General features: G+C 71.1%; 17 protein-coding genes. 8 read left to right on the forward strand and 9 right to left on the reverse strand.

What is annotated here, in order from left to right:
• Positions 1-85 precede the first annotated feature (85 nt).
• A complete protein-coding gene (locus ACP7BP_RS19070; protein ID WP_426246930.1) occupies positions 86-727 on the forward strand; it encodes a class I SAM-dependent methyltransferase in 642 nt (213 codons plus the stop codon).
• Positions 728-786: 59 nt separating this feature from the next.
• On the opposite strand, the gene ACP7BP_RS19075 is transcribed toward ACP7BP_RS19070, so the two are convergent.
• Positions 787-1,266, reverse strand: coding sequence for a hypothetical protein (locus ACP7BP_RS19075; RefSeq protein ID WP_426246931.1), 480 nt, complete (start codon positions 1,264-1,266; stop codon positions 787-789).
• A gap of 218 nt (positions 1,267-1,484) precedes the next feature.
• On the opposite strand from ACP7BP_RS19075, the gene ACP7BP_RS19080 reads away from it, so the two are divergent.
• Genes ACP7BP_RS19080 through ACP7BP_RS19100 form a run of 5 tightly spaced genes read left to right on the forward strand, consistent with a single transcriptional unit; the run spans position 1,485 to position 5,489 of the window.
• Entirely contained in the window at positions 1,485-2,093 is a 609-nt protein-coding gene (locus ACP7BP_RS19080) for a biotin transporter BioY (RefSeq protein ID WP_426246933.1), read from the forward strand.
• Positions 2,080-3,084: an AMP-binding enzyme gene (locus ACP7BP_RS19085; RefSeq protein WP_426246935.1), complete on the forward strand. Its 1,005-nt coding sequence runs from the start codon at positions 2,080-2,082 to the stop codon at positions 3,082-3,084. Before ACP7BP_RS19080 ends, ACP7BP_RS19085 begins: the two co-directional genes overlap by 14 nt.
• Positions 3,074-4,210 carry a thiolase family protein gene (locus tag ACP7BP_RS19090; protein ID WP_426246937.1) on the forward strand — a complete coding sequence of 379 codons (1,137 nt, stop codon included), beginning with the start codon at positions 3,074-3,076 and terminating at the stop codon, positions 4,208-4,210. Before ACP7BP_RS19085 ends, ACP7BP_RS19090 begins: the two co-directional genes overlap by 11 nt.
• Positions 4,204-4,887 carry an energy-coupling factor ABC transporter ATP-binding protein gene (locus tag ACP7BP_RS19095; protein WP_426246938.1) on the forward strand — a complete coding sequence of 228 codons (684 nt, stop codon included), beginning with the start codon at positions 4,204-4,206 and terminating at the stop codon, positions 4,885-4,887. The genes ACP7BP_RS19090 and ACP7BP_RS19095 overlap by 7 nt, the downstream gene beginning before the upstream one ends.
• Positions 4,884-5,489 carry an energy-coupling factor transporter transmembrane component T family protein gene (locus ACP7BP_RS19100; RefSeq protein ID WP_426246940.1) on the forward strand — a complete coding sequence of 202 codons (606 nt, stop codon included), beginning with the start codon at positions 4,884-4,886 and terminating at the stop codon, positions 5,487-5,489. Before ACP7BP_RS19095 ends, ACP7BP_RS19100 begins: the two co-directional genes overlap by 4 nt.
• A gap of 46 nt (positions 5,490-5,535) precedes the next feature.
• Here the strand turns inward: ACP7BP_RS19100 and ACP7BP_RS19105 are convergent, their stop codons facing one another.
• Both ACP7BP_RS19105 and ACP7BP_RS19110 read right to left on the reverse strand, forming a co-directional pair.
• Complete coding sequence (locus ACP7BP_RS19105) at positions 5,536-6,369, reverse strand: SCO6745 family protein (protein ID WP_426246942.1); 834 nt, start codon at positions 6,367-6,369, stop codon at positions 5,536-5,538.
• A 153-nt stretch (positions 6,370-6,522) separates the two neighbouring features.
• A complete protein-coding gene (locus tag ACP7BP_RS19110) occupies positions 6,523-6,726 on the reverse strand; it encodes a cold-shock protein (protein ID WP_426246943.1) in 204 nt (67 codons plus the stop codon).
• A 419-nt stretch (positions 6,727-7,145) separates the two neighbouring features.
• On the opposite strand from ACP7BP_RS19110, the gene ACP7BP_RS19115 reads away from it, so the two are divergent.
• The gene (locus ACP7BP_RS19115) at positions 7,146-11,417 is read left to right on the forward strand and encodes a phosphodiester glycosidase family protein (protein ID WP_426246945.1); all 4,272 of its coding nucleotides are present in this window, start codon (positions 7,146-7,148) and stop codon (positions 11,415-11,417) included.
• A gap of 85 nt (positions 11,418-11,502) precedes the next feature.
• Here ACP7BP_RS19115 and ACP7BP_RS19120 read toward each other — a convergent pair whose 3' ends face one another.
• From ACP7BP_RS19120 to ACP7BP_RS19145, 6 genes are all read right to left on the reverse strand, one after another.
• The gene (locus ACP7BP_RS19120) at positions 11,503-13,626 is read right to left on the reverse strand and encodes a glycoside hydrolase family 15 protein (RefSeq protein WP_426246947.1); all 2,124 of its coding nucleotides are present in this window, start codon (positions 13,624-13,626) and stop codon (positions 11,503-11,505) included.
• A 91-nt stretch (positions 13,627-13,717) separates the two neighbouring features.
• Positions 13,718-14,431, reverse strand: a complete 714-nt coding sequence (locus ACP7BP_RS19125) for an ABC transporter permease (RefSeq protein ID WP_426246948.1) — start codon at positions 14,429-14,431, stop codon at positions 13,718-13,720.
• On the reverse strand, positions 14,428-15,342 hold the full coding sequence (locus tag ACP7BP_RS19130) for an ABC transporter ATP-binding protein (RefSeq protein WP_426246950.1): 915 nt from the start codon (positions 15,340-15,342) through the stop codon (positions 14,428-14,430). Before ACP7BP_RS19130 ends, ACP7BP_RS19125 begins: the two co-directional genes overlap by 4 nt.
• Positions 15,339-16,232: an ABC transporter permease gene (locus ACP7BP_RS19135; protein WP_426246951.1), complete on the reverse strand. Its 894-nt coding sequence runs from the start codon at positions 16,230-16,232 to the stop codon at positions 15,339-15,341. Before ACP7BP_RS19135 ends, ACP7BP_RS19130 begins: the two co-directional genes overlap by 4 nt.
• Positions 16,213-17,187, reverse strand: coding sequence for an ABC transporter ATP-binding protein (locus ACP7BP_RS19140; protein WP_426246952.1), 975 nt, complete (start codon positions 17,185-17,187; stop codon positions 16,213-16,215). Before ACP7BP_RS19140 ends, ACP7BP_RS19135 begins: the two co-directional genes overlap by 20 nt.
• A 208-nt stretch (positions 17,188-17,395) precedes the next feature.
• Positions 17,396-18,121, reverse strand: coding sequence for a dienelactone hydrolase family protein (locus ACP7BP_RS19145; RefSeq protein ID WP_426246954.1), 726 nt, complete (start codon positions 18,119-18,121; stop codon positions 17,396-17,398).
• Positions 18,122-18,445: 324 nt separating this feature from the next.
• Between ACP7BP_RS19145 and ACP7BP_RS19150 the strand changes: the two genes are divergently transcribed.
• Entirely contained in the window at positions 18,446-19,861 is a 1,416-nt protein-coding gene (locus ACP7BP_RS19150) for an APC family permease (protein ID WP_426246956.1), read from the forward strand.
• The last annotated feature ends 2 nt before the right edge of the window (positions 19,862-19,863 follow it).

Raw genomic sequence — 19,863 nt, forward strand, 5'->3', positions numbered from 1 at the left:
CCAGTGCCTGTGTCCAACCACCATCTCGGCCCGACCCGCCCGGTGCATGGTCTCGGCTGGCAGCGCCCGGACTAGGGTCGGGCACGTGCACGAACACAAGGGATTCGACGACGAAGCAGCGACGTGGGACGACGACCCCGGCCACGAAGAGCGGCAGCTTGCGGTGGCCCGGGCCATCGAGGAGGCCGTCAGCCTGAGCCCTCGCATGAGCGTTGTCGACGTCGGCGGTGGCACCGGTCGGCTGAGCATCTTGCTCGCCGACCGGGTCGGCTCGGTGGTGGTGACCGACCCCTCCTCCGGAATGGTGCAGGTCGCACGGGAGCGGATCGAGGCGGCCGGACTCGGTGACCGCCTACGCGCGGTCCAGGCAGACCTGACGGTCAACCGGCTCGGGGGGGCCTACGACGTGGTGTGGAGCTCGATGGCGTTGCACCACGTGCACGACCTGGACGGGCTTCTGCGCTCCGTGGCGGGGCTGCTGGTCGACGGTGGCCGGCTGGCCATCGCGGACCTTGACGAGGATGCCGACGGCGCCTTCCACGCCGGCAAGGCAGACTTCGACGGACATCACGGATTCGACAGGCAACACCTTGGCGAGCAACTGGCCCGCGCCGGCTTCGCCGACGTCAGCTTCGTTGACGCCACGACCATCCTCAAGGGCGACCGTGAGTTCGGCGTGTTCCTGTGCACGGCGACCAAGGTGCCTGAGCCAGCGGAGAATCACTAGGTGGGACAAGCCCGTTCTGCGCGATCCTGAGCGTGCAGAGACGATCACCCAGGGGACGATCACTCAGGGGTAGAGCTCTGGGTCCGCTCGAATGACGCCTTGAGCGCGTCGACCGTGATGGTGCGCTCCTTGACGGCGAACCGCCGCCAGATCGGGGTGCCCAAACGCCACACGCCGTATGACACCAACGTGGCGTGATGGCGCACCAGCGTCTCGTTGTCACCGGAGGGCTGCAGGTGGTAACTCGGCCACCCCTCGAACTTGAGCTTGCCCGACTTCGACTTCTCCCACCAGTGGTAGACGATCGTGTGCGGCGCCTTGAGGTCGGCTATCTCCCCGGGCATGGCGCCCTGGCTCGTCTCGTCGACGAACGTCGTACCTACGTCGGGTTCTCCGGGAGAGGTCTGGCGGGTGCGCTTGAGCATGCTTCCCGAGTCGGCCATCCAGTCGTTGTGTCCCTCGATGTCGACAAGCCGTGCGAAGACCTGCCCGATCGGTGCCCGGATCGTGCGCTCAAGCTCGAACTCGATGGGCCTCATACGACCAGCATCCCCGCGCGGTACCGGCACTACAAGGGTCCCAGTGGCAGGACGTGCGCACGGGTGCGACCGGCGAAGCGCGCTGAAACGGTCGTCGACGGGTGTTCGACAGGTGGGACGCCTCGTGCCGGAGTTCGCCGGGCCTCGTAACCTGAACACCGTTCAGTTCCGTCCCGTCGTTCCTGTGAGGCCCGCTCACCGATCCGCGAGGTTCCGTCATGACTACGCAGCCCCACCTCCAGACCCGTCGCGACATCCCACTCATCGCAGTCTTCGCGGGGGTGGTCGCGGCACTTGGCCTGTTCCCGGCGATCTCTGCGTTCGGCGGCGCGGTGCCGATCACCGCTCAGTCCTTGGGCGTCATGCTCGCCGGGGCGATCCTGGGACCTCGACGTGGCGCCCTGGCGCTGGTCGTGTTCCTTGCCCTGGTGGCGATCGGCCTGCCGCTCCTGGCGGGCGGTCGGGGTGGGCTGGGCGTCTTCGCCGGGCCGTCTGTCGGCTACCTGCTGGGATTCCCCGTCGCCGCCTACGCCGTGGGCGCGTTGACGTACGCCTTCGGGGCTCCCTACCGCCTGACATGGGGCCTCGTGGCGAGTGTGGTCGGCGGAGTGGTCGTCGTGAACGTGCTGGGCATCACCGGTCTGGTGCTCCGGGCGGACCTCGGCGTCAGGGAGGCGACCGCGGCGGCGCTGGTGTTCGTGCCTGGTGACGTGGTCAAGGCCGTCGTGTGCGCCGTCGTGGCCCGCGGCGTGCACGCCGCGTACCCCGATCTGCTCCCCCAACGTCGGGGCACCTCACGTCGCTCCGCAGCCGATGCCAGCGCCTGACGTCCTCGACGTCCTGGCGGCGCCCGACCCGCTGAGGGTTCTCGCCGCCGCGGCCCCGGACGACCTCCTGGCATTCCGCACGTCCGGGACGGCGGGACAGGTGCGGACGGTCCTGCGGACCAGTCGCTCGTGGACGGCGTCGTACCCCCACGTGTCCACCCTGCTGGGCATGACGCGTGCCAGCAGGGTGTGGGTGCCAGGACCCCTCAGTGCCTCGATGAACCTCTTCGCCGCCGCCCACGCGTCATGGGCTGGGGCGGAGGTGGTGGCGAAGCCGTCGGATGCCACGCATGCGCACCTGACGCCGTGGCTGCTGCGTCGTCAGCTCGCCGACGACCCGGCAGTCCTGTCCGGTCTTCATCTCGTGGTGGCCGGCGACCGACTGCCGAGCTCGCTGAGCGCCACCGCCGTGAGCATGGGTGCACGGGTGAGCCACTATTACGGTGCCGCCGAGCTCTCGTTCGTGGCTTGGGGGGAGCACGCGGGGTCGCTGCGGCCGTTCCCGGGCGTCGAGGTGGCGGCCCGCCACGGCGAGCTCTGGGTCCGCTCGCCCTTCGTGTGCGAGGGGTACGCCGAGCCGCAGCACGTGCTCCGCGGTGACCCGGAGGGTTGGCTGACCGTCGGGGACCGGGGGGACGTACAGCCTGAGGACAGCGGTCGCGTGACGGTGTTCGGTCGCTCGGGCGGCGTCACGACTGCCGGAGCGACCGTCCTCGAGGCTGACATCGAGCACGCCTTGCGCCTGGAGGCGTCGGGCGACGTGGCGGTGGTCGGCGTCCCGCACGCCGACCTCGGGCAGGTAGTCGCCGCCGTGGTCACGCACCCGGACGACGTGGCCCACCTCCAGGAGGTGAGTCGACGTGTCCTGGCTCCCCAGCAGCAGCCGAGGCGCTGGTTGCACCTGCGGTCCCTGCCGCTGACCGGCAACGGCAAGGTGGACAAGGCGGCCATCGTGCGCGCGGTGGCGAAAGGCGTGGACCATGAGAGCTGACGCCGCACCCGTGATCGTCGCGGCCGCGCGCACCCCGATCGGCACCGCTGGGCACGCCCTGAAGGAGTTCACGGTGGAGCGGCTGGCCGCGCCTGTCCTCATCTCGCTGCTACCTCGTGCCGGCCTGGACGCGGCCGACGTGGACGAGGTGCTGCTCGGCAATTGCATGGGTCCCGGCGGGAACGTCGCCCGCCTGTCGGCTCTCGCCGCCGGACTCCCGCCCTCGGTCCCGGCACTCACCGTCGACCGTCAGTGCGCAAGCGGGCTCACCGCCATCGAACTCGCCGCCCAGCTCGTACGGAACGGGGCGGGCGTCGTCCTGGCCGGCGGCGCCGAGTCCGCGAGCACGGCGCCGTGGAGGTTCTGGCCGCCGGAGGCGGGAGCTGAGCCGGTGAGGTACGCGCGCGCTCCCTTCGCCCCGGCCGCCGAGGACCTCGACATGGGCCTGGCCAACGACCTGCTTGCCGAGGAGGCAGGAGTGACCCGCGCGCGCCAGGACGCCTACGCCGCCCGGTCGCACCGGCTGGCCGCGTCCGCCAGGGACGCGGGCGTGTTCGACGAGGAGATCATCCCGGTGGGAGACGCTAGGCGGGACGAGCGACCGCGTGCTGGCCTCACGCCCCAACGACTCTCGCGACTGCCCGCGGCCTTCAGACCTGGCGGCACGGTGACCGCTGGCAACGCGTGCGGCGTCAGCGACGGAGCCGCGGCCGTGGCCGTCGTCAGCGCCGAGGTGCAGCGCCGCTCGGGCATCCCCGGTCTGCGCGTGCTGGCGAGCGCCACCACCGGCGTCGCGGCCGCGCGCCCGGGGCGGGGCTTGGTCCCCGCCGTACGACTCGCGCTCGAACGGGCCGGAACATCCCAGGAGCAGCTCGACGTCATCGAGCTGAACGAAGCGTTCGCCGGGCAGGTGCTCGCGTGCTGCGACGAGCTGGGACTCGACCCCGACCGGGTGTGCACCCAGGGGGGTGCGCTGGCCCTGGGCCACCCCTGGGGGGCGTCGGGTGCGATCCTCGTGGTGAGGCTCTTCTCCCAGCTGCTCGCACGTGGCGAGGGCTCGGTGGGCCTGGCCGCCGTGGCCGCGGGAGGCGGACAGGGTGTGGCGATGGTGGTGGAGTCGTGCTGATCGACGTCACCGGTGTCTCCCACGTCTACCCCGGCCGGGAGGACCCGGCGCTGACCGACGTCGACGTCCGTCTCGACGAGCACCGGATCGGCGTCATCGGCGCGAACGGATCGGGCAAGTCCACGTTCGCTCGGCTGCTCAACGGCCTGGTCGTCCCCTCCCGCGGGACCGTCCGCATGGGCGGATGGGACACCGCACGGGACGGCCGCGAGGTGCGCAGGAAGGTGGGCTTCTGCTTCACCGATCCCGACTCCCAGATCGTGATGCCCACGGTGGCCGAGGATGTCGCCTTCGGTCTCCGCCGACGCGGTCTGTCCAGGGCCGAGTCCACGACCCGCGTCGACGAGGTACTCCGTGCCTACGGCCTGGACGCGCATGCCGACCACGCCGCGCACCGGCTCTCGGGAGGTCAGAAGCAGCTCCTGGCGCTGGCGTCCGTCCTCGTCACCGAGCCCGAGCTGCTCGTCATGGACGAGCCGACCACCCTGCTCGACCTCCGCAACAGCCGCATGGTGGCCGACACCGTGGCCAGGCTGCCCCAGCAGGTCGTCCTCGTGACCCATCACCTCGAGATGGTCGCCGGCTTCGACCGGGTCCTGGTGTTCGACCGGACGCGGCTGGTGCACGACGGTTCGCCCGAGGAGTCGGTGAAGATCTACCGGGACCTGATGGCATGACGGGCTCACTCGGGCTCTACCGGGCTGGTACGTCGCCGCTGCACCGGCTGCCGGCTGGCGTCAAGCTGATCGGGCTGGCCGTCGCCGGTGCCGGCTCGGTTCTCGTCGACACGCCGGCGCAGGCCGCCGCGTTCGTAGCATCGGCTCTCGCCCTCTACCCCGTCGGCCGGGTGCCGGTCCGAGTTCTCCTGGACATGGTGCGGCCGCTGCTGTGGGTGCTCGTCCCGCTCGCCGTCTTCCAGATCGTGTTCATCGGCTGGGCCCGCACCGTCGCCCTCGTCGGAGTCATCCTCGCCCTGGTCCTGCTGGCCAACGTGGTCACGCTGACAACCCGCACGACGGAGCTGATCGACGTGGTCGTCGCCGCCTGCCGACCGCTACGCATCGTCGGCGTCGACCCACTACGGGTGGGTCTGGTGCTCAACCTCGCCATCCGATGCGTGCCGCTGATGGCCGACCTGGCCGGAGAGGTGCGAGACGCCCAACGGGCCAGGGGTCTGGAGCTCAGCACCCGCGCCTTCGTCGTACCGCTTCTGGTAGGGGCTCTGCATCGCGCCGACGACTTGGGCGACGCCCTCGCTGCTCGTGGTCTCGACGACTGAGGTCGACATAGCCCACGCGGATGCCCAAGCACCGTGCAGCCGCGTGCTACTGCGATCCGGTGGCTTGAAGCCGTCCAGAGATCGGCTCGAGCAGGAAGATCAGCTCGTCGATCTCCGACGGCTCCAGCTCCTCATAGGGCGCTTCGGCAAGGGCATCGGTCAACGACTCGATGCGGGCCTTAGTAGCGCGGCCGGCTTCGGTGAAGTGGCCGGAGGCGTCGATGAGGCCTCGGTCGCGCAGGCCGCTCATGACCTCGGCGAGCCGAGATGCGGGCAGGTGGTGGATCCGGCCGAACGACTCAGCGGGGTGGATACCGCTGTCGAGGGCGCTCAAGACGTGGGCTTCCGTGCCGCCGATGCGCTCGGACGCCAGTGCCACGATGTGGCCGTCTCCGCGGTGTTCGCGCAGCATGTTGGCCGCGTGCCAGAGCCGGGCCACGGGCTCCTCGGGCATCGGGAGCGATCGTAGGCCGGCGTACATGACCCGTCCGGCGGTCGGGGCGCTGATCGAGGCCTTCGTCAGGAGGTCGGCGACGCGAGCGAGCTCGGGCGTTTCGACGAGGCCACCGAGGATCCGCCGCAACGCCGTGACGCAGCCCCGCTGACGGGCGGCGTGCGCCGCCTCGGGTGTGGTCACCTCCCAGACCTTCGGGATGTGACGCGCGACCTCACCGTCCGCGAAGTTGTAGAACGCCGCGTGGACCACCTCGGCCGGGGCCACGCCGAGCGGCGCAGCGCGTCCTGCGAAGTAGCCGTCCCAGTAATTGAGGAAGCCGAGCCTCACCATCGATTCGTGGGGTTCGGGAGCGAAGAAGTTGACGAGCGAGATCGGCTCGGTGAGGTCGAAGAGGCGGCGGGCGACCGGCTGCGAATGCGGCACCTACATCATCTCCTGTGCTCGTGGCTGCCGTCGTGGGCGGCATCTCACCCGTGCAACGAACAGGACGACTTCGATACGACAATGCTGCAGCAACGGTCTGACCCACGCACGAAGAGCCCCGACCGCACGCGGTCGGGGCTCTTCGTGATCACGTCAGGAGACGGTGACGTTCTCCGCCTGCGGACCCTTGGGGCCCTGAGCGAGGTCGAACTCGACCTTCTGGTTCTCGTCGAGCGACTTGTAGCCATTGGACTGAATGGCGGAGTAGTGGACGAAAACGTCCTCGCCGCCGCCATCCTGAGCGATGAAGCCGAAGCCCTTTTCGGCGTTGAACCACTTGACGGTGCCTGAAGCCATGATCTTTTCCTTCGTTCACGTGCCGGGGGCACTGTGCCCCGAGCCGCTGAAGACACCCATCTGTACTGATGTCCAGCGAACCGAAAACCAGGAGTACTAGATACGAGCCGCGACATCGAGTGCGACCAGGACGGCTTACAGAGCCGTCGCTTCAACAAGACCACAGTAGGGCATCAGTGAGCGATCACGCTTTCGCGATCCCCGGCAAGGTGCGCGTCGGGTGACCGCACGCTGCCGCGCGGCGGCCGAAACTGCGGTGGGGGATCGTCGTCGCCACCCGAGCGTGTCTGCTCCGGAGACCGGACTTCACCCAGAGTTCTTCGGGAAGTTGGCGCTGGAAATCTGCTGGTGGGGCGCCGCTGACCGAAATACGCGTGCCCCGCGATCGCGGTGAACCGAACCAGTAGAACAGGTCACGCATGCCCCCCAACCGCCCCCGACCGAGCCGTCGACGGCTCAGGTCATCGCTCTCCGTCGTCGCCGCGACCGCCGTCGCGGCCGGCGTCCTCGCCTTGGTGCCTCCGGCCCAGGCCGTGGGCGCCGACCCGGACTCCGCCACCTCCCTCGCGCTGGTCGACGACACGGAGAGGCTCGGTCCCGGGATCACGCTTCGCGCGCTCACCACCGTGACACCCACCGGCTGGTACGACCAGCAGGTCTTGTCGGTCGACCTGGCCAACCCCGCTGTCACCAGCGACCTGCTCTCGGGCGAGCACGTGACCGACCGGGCTGCGATCTCCGCCAAGGCCGATGCCGCCGGCGCCGTCGCGGGCGTCAACGGCGACTTCTTCGACATCGACGCCTCGGGCGCGCCCCTGGGGGCGGCCATGAAGAACGGCGAGCTCCTCAAGTCCTCCGACTACGGAAACTGGGCGCACGTCGGGGTGGGGATGGACGGCATCGGTCGAGCCGTCGACATGACGGTGGACGCGACCGCCACCTTCGGCGGCACCGACCACGTCGTCACATCGCTGAACTCCGCGAACGCGCTCGCCGGCTCCCCGGTTGACGCGATCGTCGCCTACACCTCCGTCTGGGGAGAGACCAACCGGGCGGTCGGGGTCAGGGGCGCCACCGACGTGGCGTCGGTGCTGGTGCAGGACGGCACGGTCGCCGCTGTAGACCCGGCCTCCGCAGGAGAGGGATCGATCCCCGCTGGTGCATTCGTCCTGGTCGGCCGGGAAGCCGGCGCCGCCGCCCTCCGTGCCCTCACGCCGGGCGACCCCGCGACGCTGGGCTACAACCTGCGAGACAGCATCGCCCAGCAGATGAAGTTCGCCATCGGCACCAACCGGGAGCTGGTCCGCGACGGCGTCGCCCGCCCGGACTCCGAGCTCGACAACGACCTGCACCCGCGCACCGTCATCGGCTTCAAGGATGGTGGCCGGACGATGCTGCTGGTCACCAACGACGGCCGACAGTCCCCGATCCTCGGGATGACGATGCGCGAGCTCGCCGCGTTCATGGTCGGGCAGGGTGCCGAGACCGCGTGGAACCTGGACGGCGGCGGATCGACCACCATGGTCGCGCGCTCGCTCGGTGAGACCGAGGTGTCGCTTCGCAACAAGCCTTCCGACGGCAGCGAGCGGCTGGACCCCAACGGCGTCGGCGTGTTCGTCACGCCGGGCAACGGCCGGGCCGAGGAGCTGGTGATCAAGCCCGGCACCGGTGACGCTCGCGTCTTCCCCGGTCTGCACCGCACCCTGTCGGCCAAGGCGATCGACGACCACCTGGCACCTGTCCCGCTCACGCGGGGCGACGTCCGGTGGAGCACGTCTGCCGGCACGATCGACAACGGTCTGCTCGCCGCCCCCACGGACGCGGCCGGCACGATCAGGGTCAAGGGCACCATGGACGGGGCCCAGGGCGACGCGACGGTGAAGGTGCTGCGCCCGCTGCGCTCCCTGGAGCTCTCCAGCAGCCGGCTGTCCATCGCCGAGCCCGTCCCGGCCAACGCCGTCCGGCTCTCGGTCACCGGGCGCGACGGCCAGGGCTTCACCGCCCCCGTCGACCCGGCCGACCTCGACCTCGACTACGACCACGGCGTGATCAGGATCGCCCCCTCGGGCACCGGTCTCGAGATCACCCCGCTGGCCAACGGCGGCACGGTTCTCACCGTGAAAGCGGGCGGACAGACGGCGAAGCTGCCGATCACCGTCGGCGTGCAGACGGTCCGGCCCTACGCCTTCGACGACGAGTACGCCGGCACCGGCCGCTGGACCAGCAACGGGACGGCGGGCTCCACGATCGCGATCGTGAAGGACCCCGAGGGTCTGCGGTTGGAGTTCAACGCGGCCCGCAACAAGGGCATCACCGCCGCCAGCGTCCCGACGCGATGGGTCGAGATCCCGGGCCAGCCGCTGCGTGTCCGTCTCAAGATGAAGTCCGACGTGTTCATTCCCTCCGGCCTCACCTACGCCGGGTTCTGGGACGGCTCCGGCAAGTCCCTGGGTCTCTACGGCACCGGCCTCGAGCCGTCCGGCGGGTGGCAGTACGTCACCTTCACTATCCCGTCCAACGCCACGTTCCCGCTGAAGTTCAACTCGTTCCAGGGCATCAACACCGCAGCGGACCAGCAGAAGCCCGGACGGTTCATCTTCGGCGGCATCGAGGCCGACGTACCCTCCGAGATCGAGCTGCCTGCGCAGGAGCCCCTGCGTGCGGACCCGCTCGTCTCGGCCGACGGCGATCTCGGCGCTGGTGAGGACTGGAGCTTCGCCACGCTGTCGGACGTGCAGTTCACAGCTGCGTCGCCGGACCTCACCAAGGTCGCCGTCGCCGCCCTGGCGCGGATCCGGGCGCAGCACCCCGACCTCGTCGTGCTCAACGGCGACATCGTCGACCGTGGCCTGCCCGAGGACATCGCCCTCGCTCGCCAGACCCTCGAGGCCGGCGGCTGCGACCTGATCGAGGTCGGTCAGGAGCCGCCCGCCGACAGCACCCCGGACCCATCCACGGGCACCGTCCCCTGCTACTACGTCCCGGGCAACCACGAGTCCTACGGGCTCAACAACACGCAGTCGACCCTGGACAACTGGACGGCGGAGTTCGGCCAGCCCTACCGCACCTTCGACCACAAGGGCACCCGCTTCATCCTGCTCAACAGCGCGATCGGCTCGCTGCGCGGCTCCGTGTGGGACCAGCTGCCGATGCTCCGCGACGCGCTCGCCTCGGCCGCGACCGACCCGGCCATCAGCAACGTGATGGTGTTCGCCCACCACCCGGTGGACGACCCGGCGGAGACCAAGGCCAGCCAGCTGAACGACCGCATCGAGGTGCGCCTGGTCGAGAAGCTCCTCTCGGACTTCCGCGAGCAGAGCGACAAGGGCGTCGCGATGGTGGGCTCGCACGCCCAGATCGCCGACGTGCACCGGATCGAGGGCGTGCCGTACGTCGTGCTCCCCTCGTCCGGCAAGGCGCCGTACGGCACCCCGGACCGTGGCGGGATCACGGGCTGGCTTCAGTGGGGAGTCGACCGTGACGCGGCGGCGGGCCAGCAGTGGCTCACCGCCGACGTGCGGGCGTTCTCGCAGGAGACGGTCATCGACGCCCCCGAGACCGTCGAGGTGACTCGCACGGCCACCGTGGGCGGGCGCATCATCCAGCCGTCAGGGGTCGACGCAGGCACCCGTGTCGTGCCGCTGGCCTACCCGATGTCGGTCCACTGGTCCGGTGACGCGAAGCTGGCCGTCGGATCCGGTGAGGCTGCCGTGGCAGCGGCGCGCGCCGCCCGCAAGGTCGCGATCCTCGACCCGGAGACCCGGCAGCTGACGGGCCTACGCACCGGTCAGGTCACCCTGTCGGTCACCAACGAGTCGATGCGCGAGTACGTCGACGAGGCGTCGCTGGCTCCGGTCACGGCCGAGCGCACCGTGCAGGTCGTGGCCTACCAGGGTCCCGGCGCGCGTGTGGACGCCCTGGCGCCGGTCTTCCCGACGCAGGCCGTCGGCACGACGGGGGTCGGGCAGACAGTGACGGTGACCAACAGTGGCGACCGGCCGCTGGAGATCACCAAGCTGGCGGTGCAAGCGAGCGGGACGAGCCCGGCCGGGGAGTTCGTGCTGGCAGGCCAGACCTGTGTCGAGGTCCAGATCGCCCCGGGTGCCTCGTGCGAGGCGCTCGTCCGGTTCTCCCCGTCGCAGGCCGACCGCACGTCGACCGGGGAGCTGGTGCTGCAGGCGAACACCCCCGAGGGTCAGGTCGAGGTCTCGCTGACGGGCCTGAGCACCGGCCCGCCGACGGGTGAGCAGGGTGAGCCCGGCGAGGCCGGGCCGACCGGGCCCATCGGGCCCGCGGGTCCGCAGGGACCGGGTGGGGAGTCCGGGACGCCCGGCGCCACGGGTCCCCAGGGCCCGCAGGGCGCCCAGGGTGTCCCAGGCCTTCCGGGCCTTCCGGGCCTCCCGGGCGCAGTCGGGCCGCAGGGTCCCCGTGGCCGTGACGCCAAGGTGACCTGCGTGATCCGGCAGGCCAAGGGCAAGGCCCAGGTCCAGTGCAAGGTCACCCAGGGCAAGTCCGACCGACGCGCCGTCCTGAAGCGCGACGGCCTGGTCTACGCCCGCGGCACTCTGCGCGACCTGCGCGCCGTACGCCCGTTGACGCGGGGCAGCTACTCGCTGCGGGTGCGCGTCAGGGGGCAGATGGAGGTCCGCAGGCTGCTGGTGCGCAAGGGCGGTCGCGTGGTCGTGCGCTGATCCGCGCTGTGGGAGCGCCGGGCTCGGGCCCGGCGCTCCCACGTCGCCGGACGGGGGCGCAACTCGACGGGTACGGGGGCGCGACTCAACGGGGGTAGCGGTCGTCGACCAGACCCATCCGGTCGGCGGGGCGACCGCGCTGGATGGTCCAGGCGAGCCGCACCAGGCCGGCGTGCGACCAGGTCAGCGGGGTGGCGGCCCGGGTGTTCTCGCCGGCCGGGCAGCAGGCCCGGCCCGTCGGCTCCCGGCCGTCCCACAGCTGCTCGGCGATCAGCCCGCTGGGTCCGGCGGCGGCAGCCATCGCCGCCAGGTAGGGAGTGCCGTCCTGCCCAGCGGCGACGGCGTACTCCCCGCGCTCACCGGTCAGCAGCGGCCACGCCCGACCCAGGGTCTGAAAGGTGTCGTCCTCGCTGGTCGTCCACTCGCCGCCCGTCCGCGTCTCGCCGTAGCCGTCGAAGCTGAAGCGGTGCCAGAACGACCCGTTCGGCGTCTCGACCCTCAGGTCCTGGTCGACCACCGCCAGCGAGTTCAGGATCGTCGGGTCGTCCGGGGCCTCGATGCCCCAGCGGACCAGAGTCAGGAAGCTCGGGTCGACGACGCGGCGCTGGTCGACCGCCGACGGGCCGCCGTCGCCGATGGCGTACGTCGTGCCGGCGTCCGGGTTGCCGTCCTTGGTGATCCGCAGGTAGTACGGCGCGGCGCTCAGCGGGCCGGTGGTGGTGACGGTCCACGCCTGGAGCCGGCCCTCCCAGCGGTCGGCGAGCCGGAGCCAGCGGCGGGCTGCCCGCCGGTCGTCGTTGCGCCGCGCGATGTCGGCGGCGCTGACGAGCCCGGCCACCTGGGCGGCGATGGAGTTGGGGGAGTAGCCGGACTGGTTCTCCCACCTCTCCTGCGGCGAGAACGGGGCGCGGTGCCCGGTCTCCTCGTCCTTGAAGCCGGCGATGAAGTTCGCCGCCTTCTTCACACCGCGGTAGGTCGCGGGGCCCGTGCGCCCGGTCAGTCGGGCGAGCACGATGGGCAGCGCGACCTCGTCGAGCTGCAGCTCCTCCCACGCCGGCGTCCCGCTGACGTCGGAGTTCTGCGGGAAGGACCCGTCAGGCCTCTGCTGCACCTCGAAGAGCCAGTCGACGATGCGCCTGGCTGCCCGCTCGTCGCCGGCGGCCCACAGCGCAGTGCCGAACTCGTAGGCGTCGCGCGACCACACCAGGTGGTAGGCATCCGACGGCGACGACAGGTCCTTGAGCTCGTTGCCCCACGCCCACGGCGCGGACGGGGAGGCGACGAACGCGCCGGGGTTCAGCTTGTCCTCGGCCGCGGCCAGCACCAGCGTCGAGGCGAGGTACTCAGTGCGGACCGCCGCGGCGCTCGCCGGCACCCCGCGCAGCGAGCCGACGTACCGGTGCCAGCCGCGGTCGTAGGAGGCGGCCGACCTGGTCCAGCCGGCGGTGCGGGCGCGGGTGGCGACGCGCAGCGCGCGGGCCGGCTGCTCGCCGAACCCCAGGCTCAGCGTCGCGGTGCGGTGCCCGGCACGCCCGTTCAGTCCCCGGATGGTCGCCGACTGACGGAGGTTGTGCGGCCGGTCGCCCCCCGGCTTCAGGTCGGCCAGCCCGGGTCGCGCCACCAGGGCGGTGCTCACCCGGCCGTCGGTGGCGACCAGGGCCCGGCCGGTGCGGCGGCCCCGGTCGTCCATCCCGGAGTTGTCGAGCGCGGGGTCGTACTGCACGCGGACGCGGTAGGCGCCGCCGTCGAGCGAGACCAGCCGCACCCGGACGACGTAGGCGTCGCGCCGTGGGTCGGTCACGTGCTCCTCGACCAGCCGGTAGCGCCCCGAGTCCGCCACGTGTACCTGGGTGAAACGCAGGCTGCGCGCGTCGGGGCGGCTCACCGTCGTCGTCATGTCGCGCGCCGGCCGGTCCACGAACGAGCGCGCCAGGTCGGTCACGGTCAGCTGCAGGCTGCGGACGCTCGGCGTCGACAGGTCGGGGTAGAACACCTCACTGGTGCGGCCCCCCTGGAGCGTGAACCAGACGTTGCTCCCACGCGTGCGCGCCGTCCCGAAACCGGTTTTGTCGGCCTCGGTCCAGGTGCTGCGGGCTCCGCGGTCGCCTGGTGGGGGAGGCCCGGCCGCTGCACTGACCGGTGTCGAGACGATCGCCCCGGTGACGGCGAGGCCGAGGGCGAGGGAACCGATGAACAGGCGAACGGGCATGGGTGAACCTCCTGGTGAGACTCTCCAGTACCCACTCGCCGCTCGTCCAGACCGATGACCAAGACGGCGTCTCGGTGCGCGAGCCCCTGGCTCAGGTCTCGCCGGTGAGCGAGAAGGTGGAGAGCCGCCAGCCGGCGAAGACGATGCCGCCGACCACGACGACGAGCGCGGCGACCAGGGCGTACGCCGTCCCGACCGGCGCCGCCTCGTCGATGCGGTCCGACAGGGCCGCGGCGATGTCGCGGGCCCAGGCGCTGACGCTGAGCCACCGCACGCCGTCGAGCAGGTTGCCGACCGCGCCCTCCCACAGGAAGACGAACAGCAGCCCGACCACCACAGCATGCCGGGTGAACGCGCACAGAGCCAGGAAGAGGGCCGTGTAGGCCACCGCGGCCAGCACGGCACCGGCCAGCATCGCCACGGCGGTGCCGGGGTTGCCGGCGTCGTTGATCAGCCCGGCGAGCAGCACGGGCAGCGCCCCGAAGCCGAGCACCGCGACCAGCGCGACGACGTACTTGCTCAGCGCCACGCCGTAGCGGTTCACGGGCTTCGCGAGCAGGTAGACGATCGACCCGTCGTCGACCTCAGGGCCGAGCACGGCGGTGGCCGCGAGCAGGGCGACCAGGGGCAGGGCGAGGTCGCGGCCGAGCTCGCCGACGATCTCGGTGTAGGCGGTGCCGGGCTCGGTGAGCAGGCGGACGATCAGGGCGAGCGCCAGCAGGATCAGGGGGATGACCAGCATCATCGACCCACGGCGCCTGCCGAAGAGCGCCTGGGCTGACAGCCGCATGATGGTGGCGTTCACGACGACACCAGGTAGGAGAACACGCTCTCCAGGGACTCGTCGGTGGGCGAGACCTCGAGCAGCCGCACGCCGAGGTCCCGAGCGATGCGCGGGAGGGCGACCGCGAAGCTGCCGAAGTCGCCGACCTCGATCTCGAGCCCGCCGCGGCGGCCGAGCACCACTCCCACGACCGACAGCTCGCCGATCAGGGCGGAGGCCAGGGCGCGGTCGTCGCTGGTGTGTACGACGTAGCGGTTGGGCCGGTCGGTCATCAGCCGGCGGATCGCGCCGAAGTCGCCGGACGCCGCGTGCCGTCCGGAGACGACCACCTCGACGTGCCGGGCGACCTGCTCGACCTCCTCGAGGATGTGGGAGCTGAAAAGCACGGTGCGGCCTTCCGAGCCGAAGCGGGTGAGCAGGCTCATCAGGTGCATGCGCTGGCGTGGGTCGACGCCGTTGAACGGCTCGTCGAGCAGCAGCACCCCGGGGTCGTGGACCAGAGCCGAGGCGAGCTTGACCCGCTGCCGCATGCCCTTGGAGTAGGTGCCGATGCGGCGCGCCGCGGCGTCGCTCATCTCGACCGTGTCGAGGGCCGCCTCGCAGGCCGCCCCCGGGTCCGAGAGGCCGTGCAGCTCGGCGTTGGCCAGCACGAACTGGCGGCCGGTGAGGTAGCCGAACGCGACCTCGCGCTCCGGCACCAGCCCGATCTGCCGGAAGATCTCGGTGTTGTGCCAGGCCGGTGCGCCGTCGAGGCGGACCGAGCCGGCCGACGGCGCGAGGAACCCCGCCATCAGGGCGATGAGCGTCGACTTGCCGGCGCCGTTGGGGCCGAGCAGGCCGGTCACGCCGGGGCCGATCTCCATCGAGACGTCATTGACGGCGACGACGTTGCCGTACCAGCGAGAGACCTTGTCGAAGGTGATGATCGTCATCGCGTCGCCAACCTCCGGTAGCGGAGCAGAAGCAGGGCCAGGCCGCCCAGCGCCAGCACGACGGACACGAGGATGTAGAGCAGCTCCATGCCCGTGCCGGTCGGGGGAGTGATGGCACTGTCGGAGTCGGTGAGCGCCGCGACGTCCCCCGCGTAGAGCGTCATCGGGTGGAAGAGGCCGGCGATCTCGCCGACCCGGTGCTGGTCCTGATCGAAGGAGATGCCCTGGATCGCCGCGATCACGCCGTAGCCGAAGAGGATGGTGCCGATCGTGCCTACCACCGCGAAGCCGCGGCGCAGCGCGATCGCGCTGAACAGGCCGGCGACGCTGGCCAGCATCCCGGCGAGCAGGACCGTGACGACGGTGGCGGTGAGGAAGTCGCCCGTCTGCTCGCCGGCGTCCATCGAGGCGAGGAGCGCGCCGACGTACATCACCAGGAGCGGTGCCATCACGAACAGGAAGATGCCGGTCGCCAGGGCGCCCCACCGCGCCAGGGCGTACGCCGTGGCGGAGAGTGGCCGTGCCAGGTAGAGGGAGATCGTGCCGTGACGCAGGTCGCGGCTGAAGAGGATCGGGCCCTGCGCCGCGGCGAAGGTGCCCAGCAGGATGGTCGTGGTGGCGGCGTACTCCGGGTAGGCCAGCGGCAGCTCCGTGAGCCCGGTCAGGGTGACCACGCCGACGATGATGAGCGCCGGGAGGATGTTCAGCGCGAGCAGGGCGAAGGGCAGGATCTTCGACTTGCCGGAGCGGCCGAGGCCGAAGACGTTGCGCAACCCGGTGGCGTAGAGCGACCACGCGATCGCGGCGTGCCCGCCGCGCGGGCCGGAGTAGGGGCGGTAGCCGATGTCGTGGATGACACCGGTCGGCCCGTCAGTGCGGCTGGGTGGCACCGGCGACCTCCTCCCGGAAGATGTCCTCGATGCGGCGGTGGTCGGGCTGGATGCGCACGAGCCCCAGGCCGAGCTGGACCGTGGTGTCGCGGATCGTGTCGTGCACGTTGCGGCTCTCCTCCGACGGCGGCGGGTCGACGGCGACCACGTTGCCGCGGGGCTGGCAGGCGAAGCCCGCGTCGAACAGGGCCTTGCCCAGCCGGTCGCGCTCGGTGGGACCGCCGAGCACCTCGACCAGCAGGGTGCCGGTGTTGTCGAGGAACTCACTGGTCGCCGAGGAGCGCAGCAGCCGGCCGCCGTCGAGCACGACGACGTGGTCGCTGACCCGCTCGAGCTCGCCGAGGAGGTGTGAGGTGACGAGCACCGCGATCCCGAAGTCCTGCCCGATCCGGCGGACCAGCTCGAGCATGTCGTCGCGGGCTGCGGGGTCGAGCCCGTTGGTGGGCTCGTCGAGGAGCACCAGCCGGGGGTCGTGGGCGAGTGCCTGGGCGAGCTTGGCGCGCTGCTTCATGCCGGTGGAGTAGCCGCCCATGGGCCGGTAGCGCTCCTCCGCCAGCCCGACGTGGCGGAGCACGTCGGCCGCGCGCTCGCGTGCCGCCGCGTGCGGCAGGCCCGACATCTGCGCCATGTGCACGACGAAGTCGCTCGCGCTCACGTCAGGGGGCAGGCACTCGTGCTCGGGCATGTAGCCCACCAGCGCCCGGATCTGCGCGCCGTCGGTCGCGATGTCGTGGCCCAGCACCCTGGCGTTGCCGGCGGTGGGGTCGAGCAGGCCCAGCAGGATCTTGATGAGCGTCGACTTGCCGGCACCGTTGGCGCCCACCAGGCCGGTGACGCCGGCGCCGACGCGGACGTCGAGGGAGTCGAGCGCGAGCACCTGGCCGTAGTCCTTGGTCAGCCCCTCGGTCTCGATCACCGCCGAGGACGCCGGCAGGGGCGACAGGGGCGATGACATGAGGCGAGAGTAGTGGACTCTGTGCTGTCGCGTAGCCGTGTCGTGTGGTGCTTCTGCCGGGACTGCCCGCCAGTAGGGCAGCGCGACGACGATCTGCTCTCGTCCGGCAGGTCGCTCCGGCGGCGACGAGGCTGGTCGCCGGGTTCGCCGCGGTGACGTACCGGCGCCGCCGGACCGGGGCCGGCACGCCCGCGGGACGACACAGCCCCTAGCTCCTCAGGTGCCGGACGAAGAACCTGGCCGCGTCGTCCCCCGCGAAGTGCGGGACGCCGGTGTGGCCGCCCATGTTGGCGTGCAGCGTCTTCTCCCGGGACCCGAAGGCGTCGAACAGGTCAAGTGCCTGCTGCCGGTCGTTTCCCTCGTCGTCCCACTGCAGCAGGACGTGCAGCGGAATCATGACCCGACGGGCCTCGTCGAACATGACGCGGGGCACGAAGCTCCCGGCGAAGAGGCCGGCGGCCGCGATGCGCGGCTCGACCAGCGCCAGCCGGACTCCGATGGCGATCACCCCGCCCGAGTACCCGACCGGACCGCTGATCTCGGGCAGGGAGAGGAGTGCGTCCAGGGTGGTCTGCCACTCCGGGACCGCCCTCTCGACCAGCGGGAGGACCAGCCGGTCGACGATCTCGTCGACCGGCTCTCCGGCCGCGAGCGCCCGGTGCAGATCGGTGCGGGCCTGCTCGGCGTCGGCCGATGGAGTCCGGTCACCGCTCCCGGGGAGCTCGATGGTGGCCGTGGCGAAGCCGTACGCCGCGGACTGCCGGGCTCGCCCCGCGAGCCGGGGGTACATCCTGCGCAGTCCGCCCGGGTGGCCGAGCAGGATCAGCGGCGCTGGGGACGAGGTGGGCGTCCACAGGACGCCGGGGATCTCGCCGAGGTCGAACTCGCGTTCGAGGATGCCGTCGGCGAGGCGCTGTTGCGAAGTGAAGTGCATGGTCGTGCCTTTCGGGAGTGCTCGTTGAACGGCGCTCCCGGACGACCTACCGCCCGACCGTGACCCCGAAGAGGAGCACCCACGTCGATTCGTTCACGGGTACCACCTCCTCGTTCTCTCGCACGGCCTGAGGGACGCTAGCAGTGGTCGTCGTGCCGCCGCCAACGACTTTGCCGATGTCCGCGTCGGCGCAGCGACCGGCACCGGCACTGCGCGGCGAATCGTCGTGTCGGACGAGGCCACCGTCGTTGACAGCCACGGCGAACGCGGGTTCCCTGTCACGCACGCGGGACCGCCGGTCCCCTCTCGGGAAGCAGGTCGGCAGTGACCGAGTCAGCAGTGGACGAGCGGGACGACGAGGACCTCAAGCGGTCCATCACGGGCCGGCTGCTCTTCTTCTACGTCGTCGGCGACGTCCTGGGGTCTGGCATCTACGCGCTCATCGGTCTCGTCGCGGGCGCCGTGGGCGGCGCCTTCTTCCTGGCCTTCGCGGTCGGGGTGACCATCGCGACGGTGACCGGGATGGCGTACGCCGAGCTGGCGACGAAGTACCCGCGCGCCGCCGGGGCCGCCCTCTACGTGAACCGGGCCTTCCGCAACCCGGTCCTCACCTTCATGGTGACCGTGCTCTTCCTCGCGGCCAGCTTCGCCGCGGCCGGCTCCCTGGCGACCGGCTTCGCGCGCTACTTCGGCGAGGTCTGGGACCTCCCTCCGGCGCTGCTGGTGGCCCTCGTCTTCATCGCCCTGCTGGCCGTCGTCAACTTCATCGGCATCACCGAGTCCGTGGTGGTCAACATGGTGATGACCCTCGTCGAGATCGCCGGCCTGCTGGTCGTGATGCTCGTCGGCATCCTCGTCGTGGCCCAGGGCGACGCCGACTTCGGCGTCCTCGGCGACTTCAGGGCCGAGGGCAACCCGGTGTTCGCGGTGCTGGCGGGCGTCTCGCTGGCGTTCTTCGCGATGACCGGCTTCGAGAACGCCGTCAACGTCGCCGAGGAGACGATCGACCCGCCGCGCACCTTCCCCCGCGCCCTGATCGGGGGGATGGCCGTGGCCGGCCTCTTCTACGTCGCGGTCTCCATCGCGGCCGCGATCAGCGTGCCGATCGGCGACCTCGCCGACTCCGAGACCCCGCTGCTCGACGTCGTCACCTCCGGTCCCCTCGGGCTGCCGGTCGACGCCTTGACGATCGTCTTCGCCGTCATCGCGATGACGGCCATCACCAACACCACGCTCGTCGCGATCGTCACCCAGCCGCGCATCCTCTACGGCATGGCGCGCGAGGACGTCGTCCCGGCGGCGTTCGCGAAGGTGCACCCCACCCGGCGCAGCCCCGTGATCGGCCTGGTCTTCTCGGCCGCCGTGGTGATGGTGCTCCTGGTGGCGAGCCGGGCCCTGCAGGGCCTCGGCCTCGAGATCGACGTGGTGGCGCGGCTGGCCACCGTGACCGTCGTGCTGCTGCTCGTCATCTACTCGATGGTGATCGTGGCCTGCATGAGGCTCGGTGACACCGACGTCAACGCCGACCACTACCGCGCCCCGAGGTGGCTGCTCGTGCTGGGCCTGCTCGGCAACGCCGCGGTGCTCGTCTACACGGTGTCGGACGACCCCACCTCGGTCCTCTGGTGTGCCGCCCTGGTCGCGGTCGGTGTCGTGCTGTTCCTCATCGAGTACGCCTTCGGCAAGCGCGACCGGCAGTCCGGTGCCGGCCGCGGCGAACTCCGCGAAGAGGAGGCCTGACC

Source organism: Nocardioides sp. LHG3406-4 (assembly GCF_049897745.1).
GTDB lineage: Bacteria > Actinomycetota > Actinomycetes > Propionibacteriales > Nocardioidaceae > Nocardioides.

Coding starts and splice junctions, on each gene's coding strand:
- ACP7BP_RS19145 (WP_426246954.1), bottom strand. CDS start 18,121: ATGCACTTCACTTCGCAACAGCGCCTCGCCGACGGCATCCTCGAACGC.
- ACP7BP_RS19140 (WP_426246952.1), bottom strand. CDS start 17,187: ATGTCATCGCCCCTGTCGCCCCTGCCGGCGTCCTCGGCGGTGATCGAG.
- ACP7BP_RS19090 (WP_426246937.1), top strand. CDS start 3,074: ATGAGAGCTGACGCCGCACCCGTGATCGTCGCGGCCGCGCGCACCCCG.
- ACP7BP_RS19100 (WP_426246940.1), top strand. CDS start 4,884: ATGACGGGCTCACTCGGGCTCTACCGGGCTGGTACGTCGCCGCTGCAC.
- ACP7BP_RS19120 (WP_426246947.1), bottom strand. CDS start 13,626: ATGCCCGTTCGCCTGTTCATCGGTTCCCTCGCCCTCGGCCTCGCCGTC.
- ACP7BP_RS19080 (WP_426246933.1), top strand. CDS start 1,485: ATGACTACGCAGCCCCACCTCCAGACCCGTCGCGACATCCCACTCATC.
- ACP7BP_RS19130 (WP_426246950.1), bottom strand. CDS start 15,342: ATGACGATCATCACCTTCGACAAGGTCTCTCGCTGGTACGGCAACGTC.
- ACP7BP_RS19115 (WP_426246945.1), top strand. CDS start 7,146: ATGCCCCCCAACCGCCCCCGACCGAGCCGTCGACGGCTCAGGTCATCG.
- ACP7BP_RS19085 (WP_426246935.1), top strand. CDS start 2,080: ATGCCAGCGCCTGACGTCCTCGACGTCCTGGCGGCGCCCGACCCGCTG.
- ACP7BP_RS19110 (WP_426246943.1), bottom strand. CDS start 6,726: ATGGCTTCAGGCACCGTCAAGTGGTTCAACGCCGAAAAGGGCTTCGGC.
- ACP7BP_RS19075 (WP_426246931.1), bottom strand. CDS start 1,266: ATGAGGCCCATCGAGTTCGAGCTTGAGCGCACGATCCGGGCACCGATC.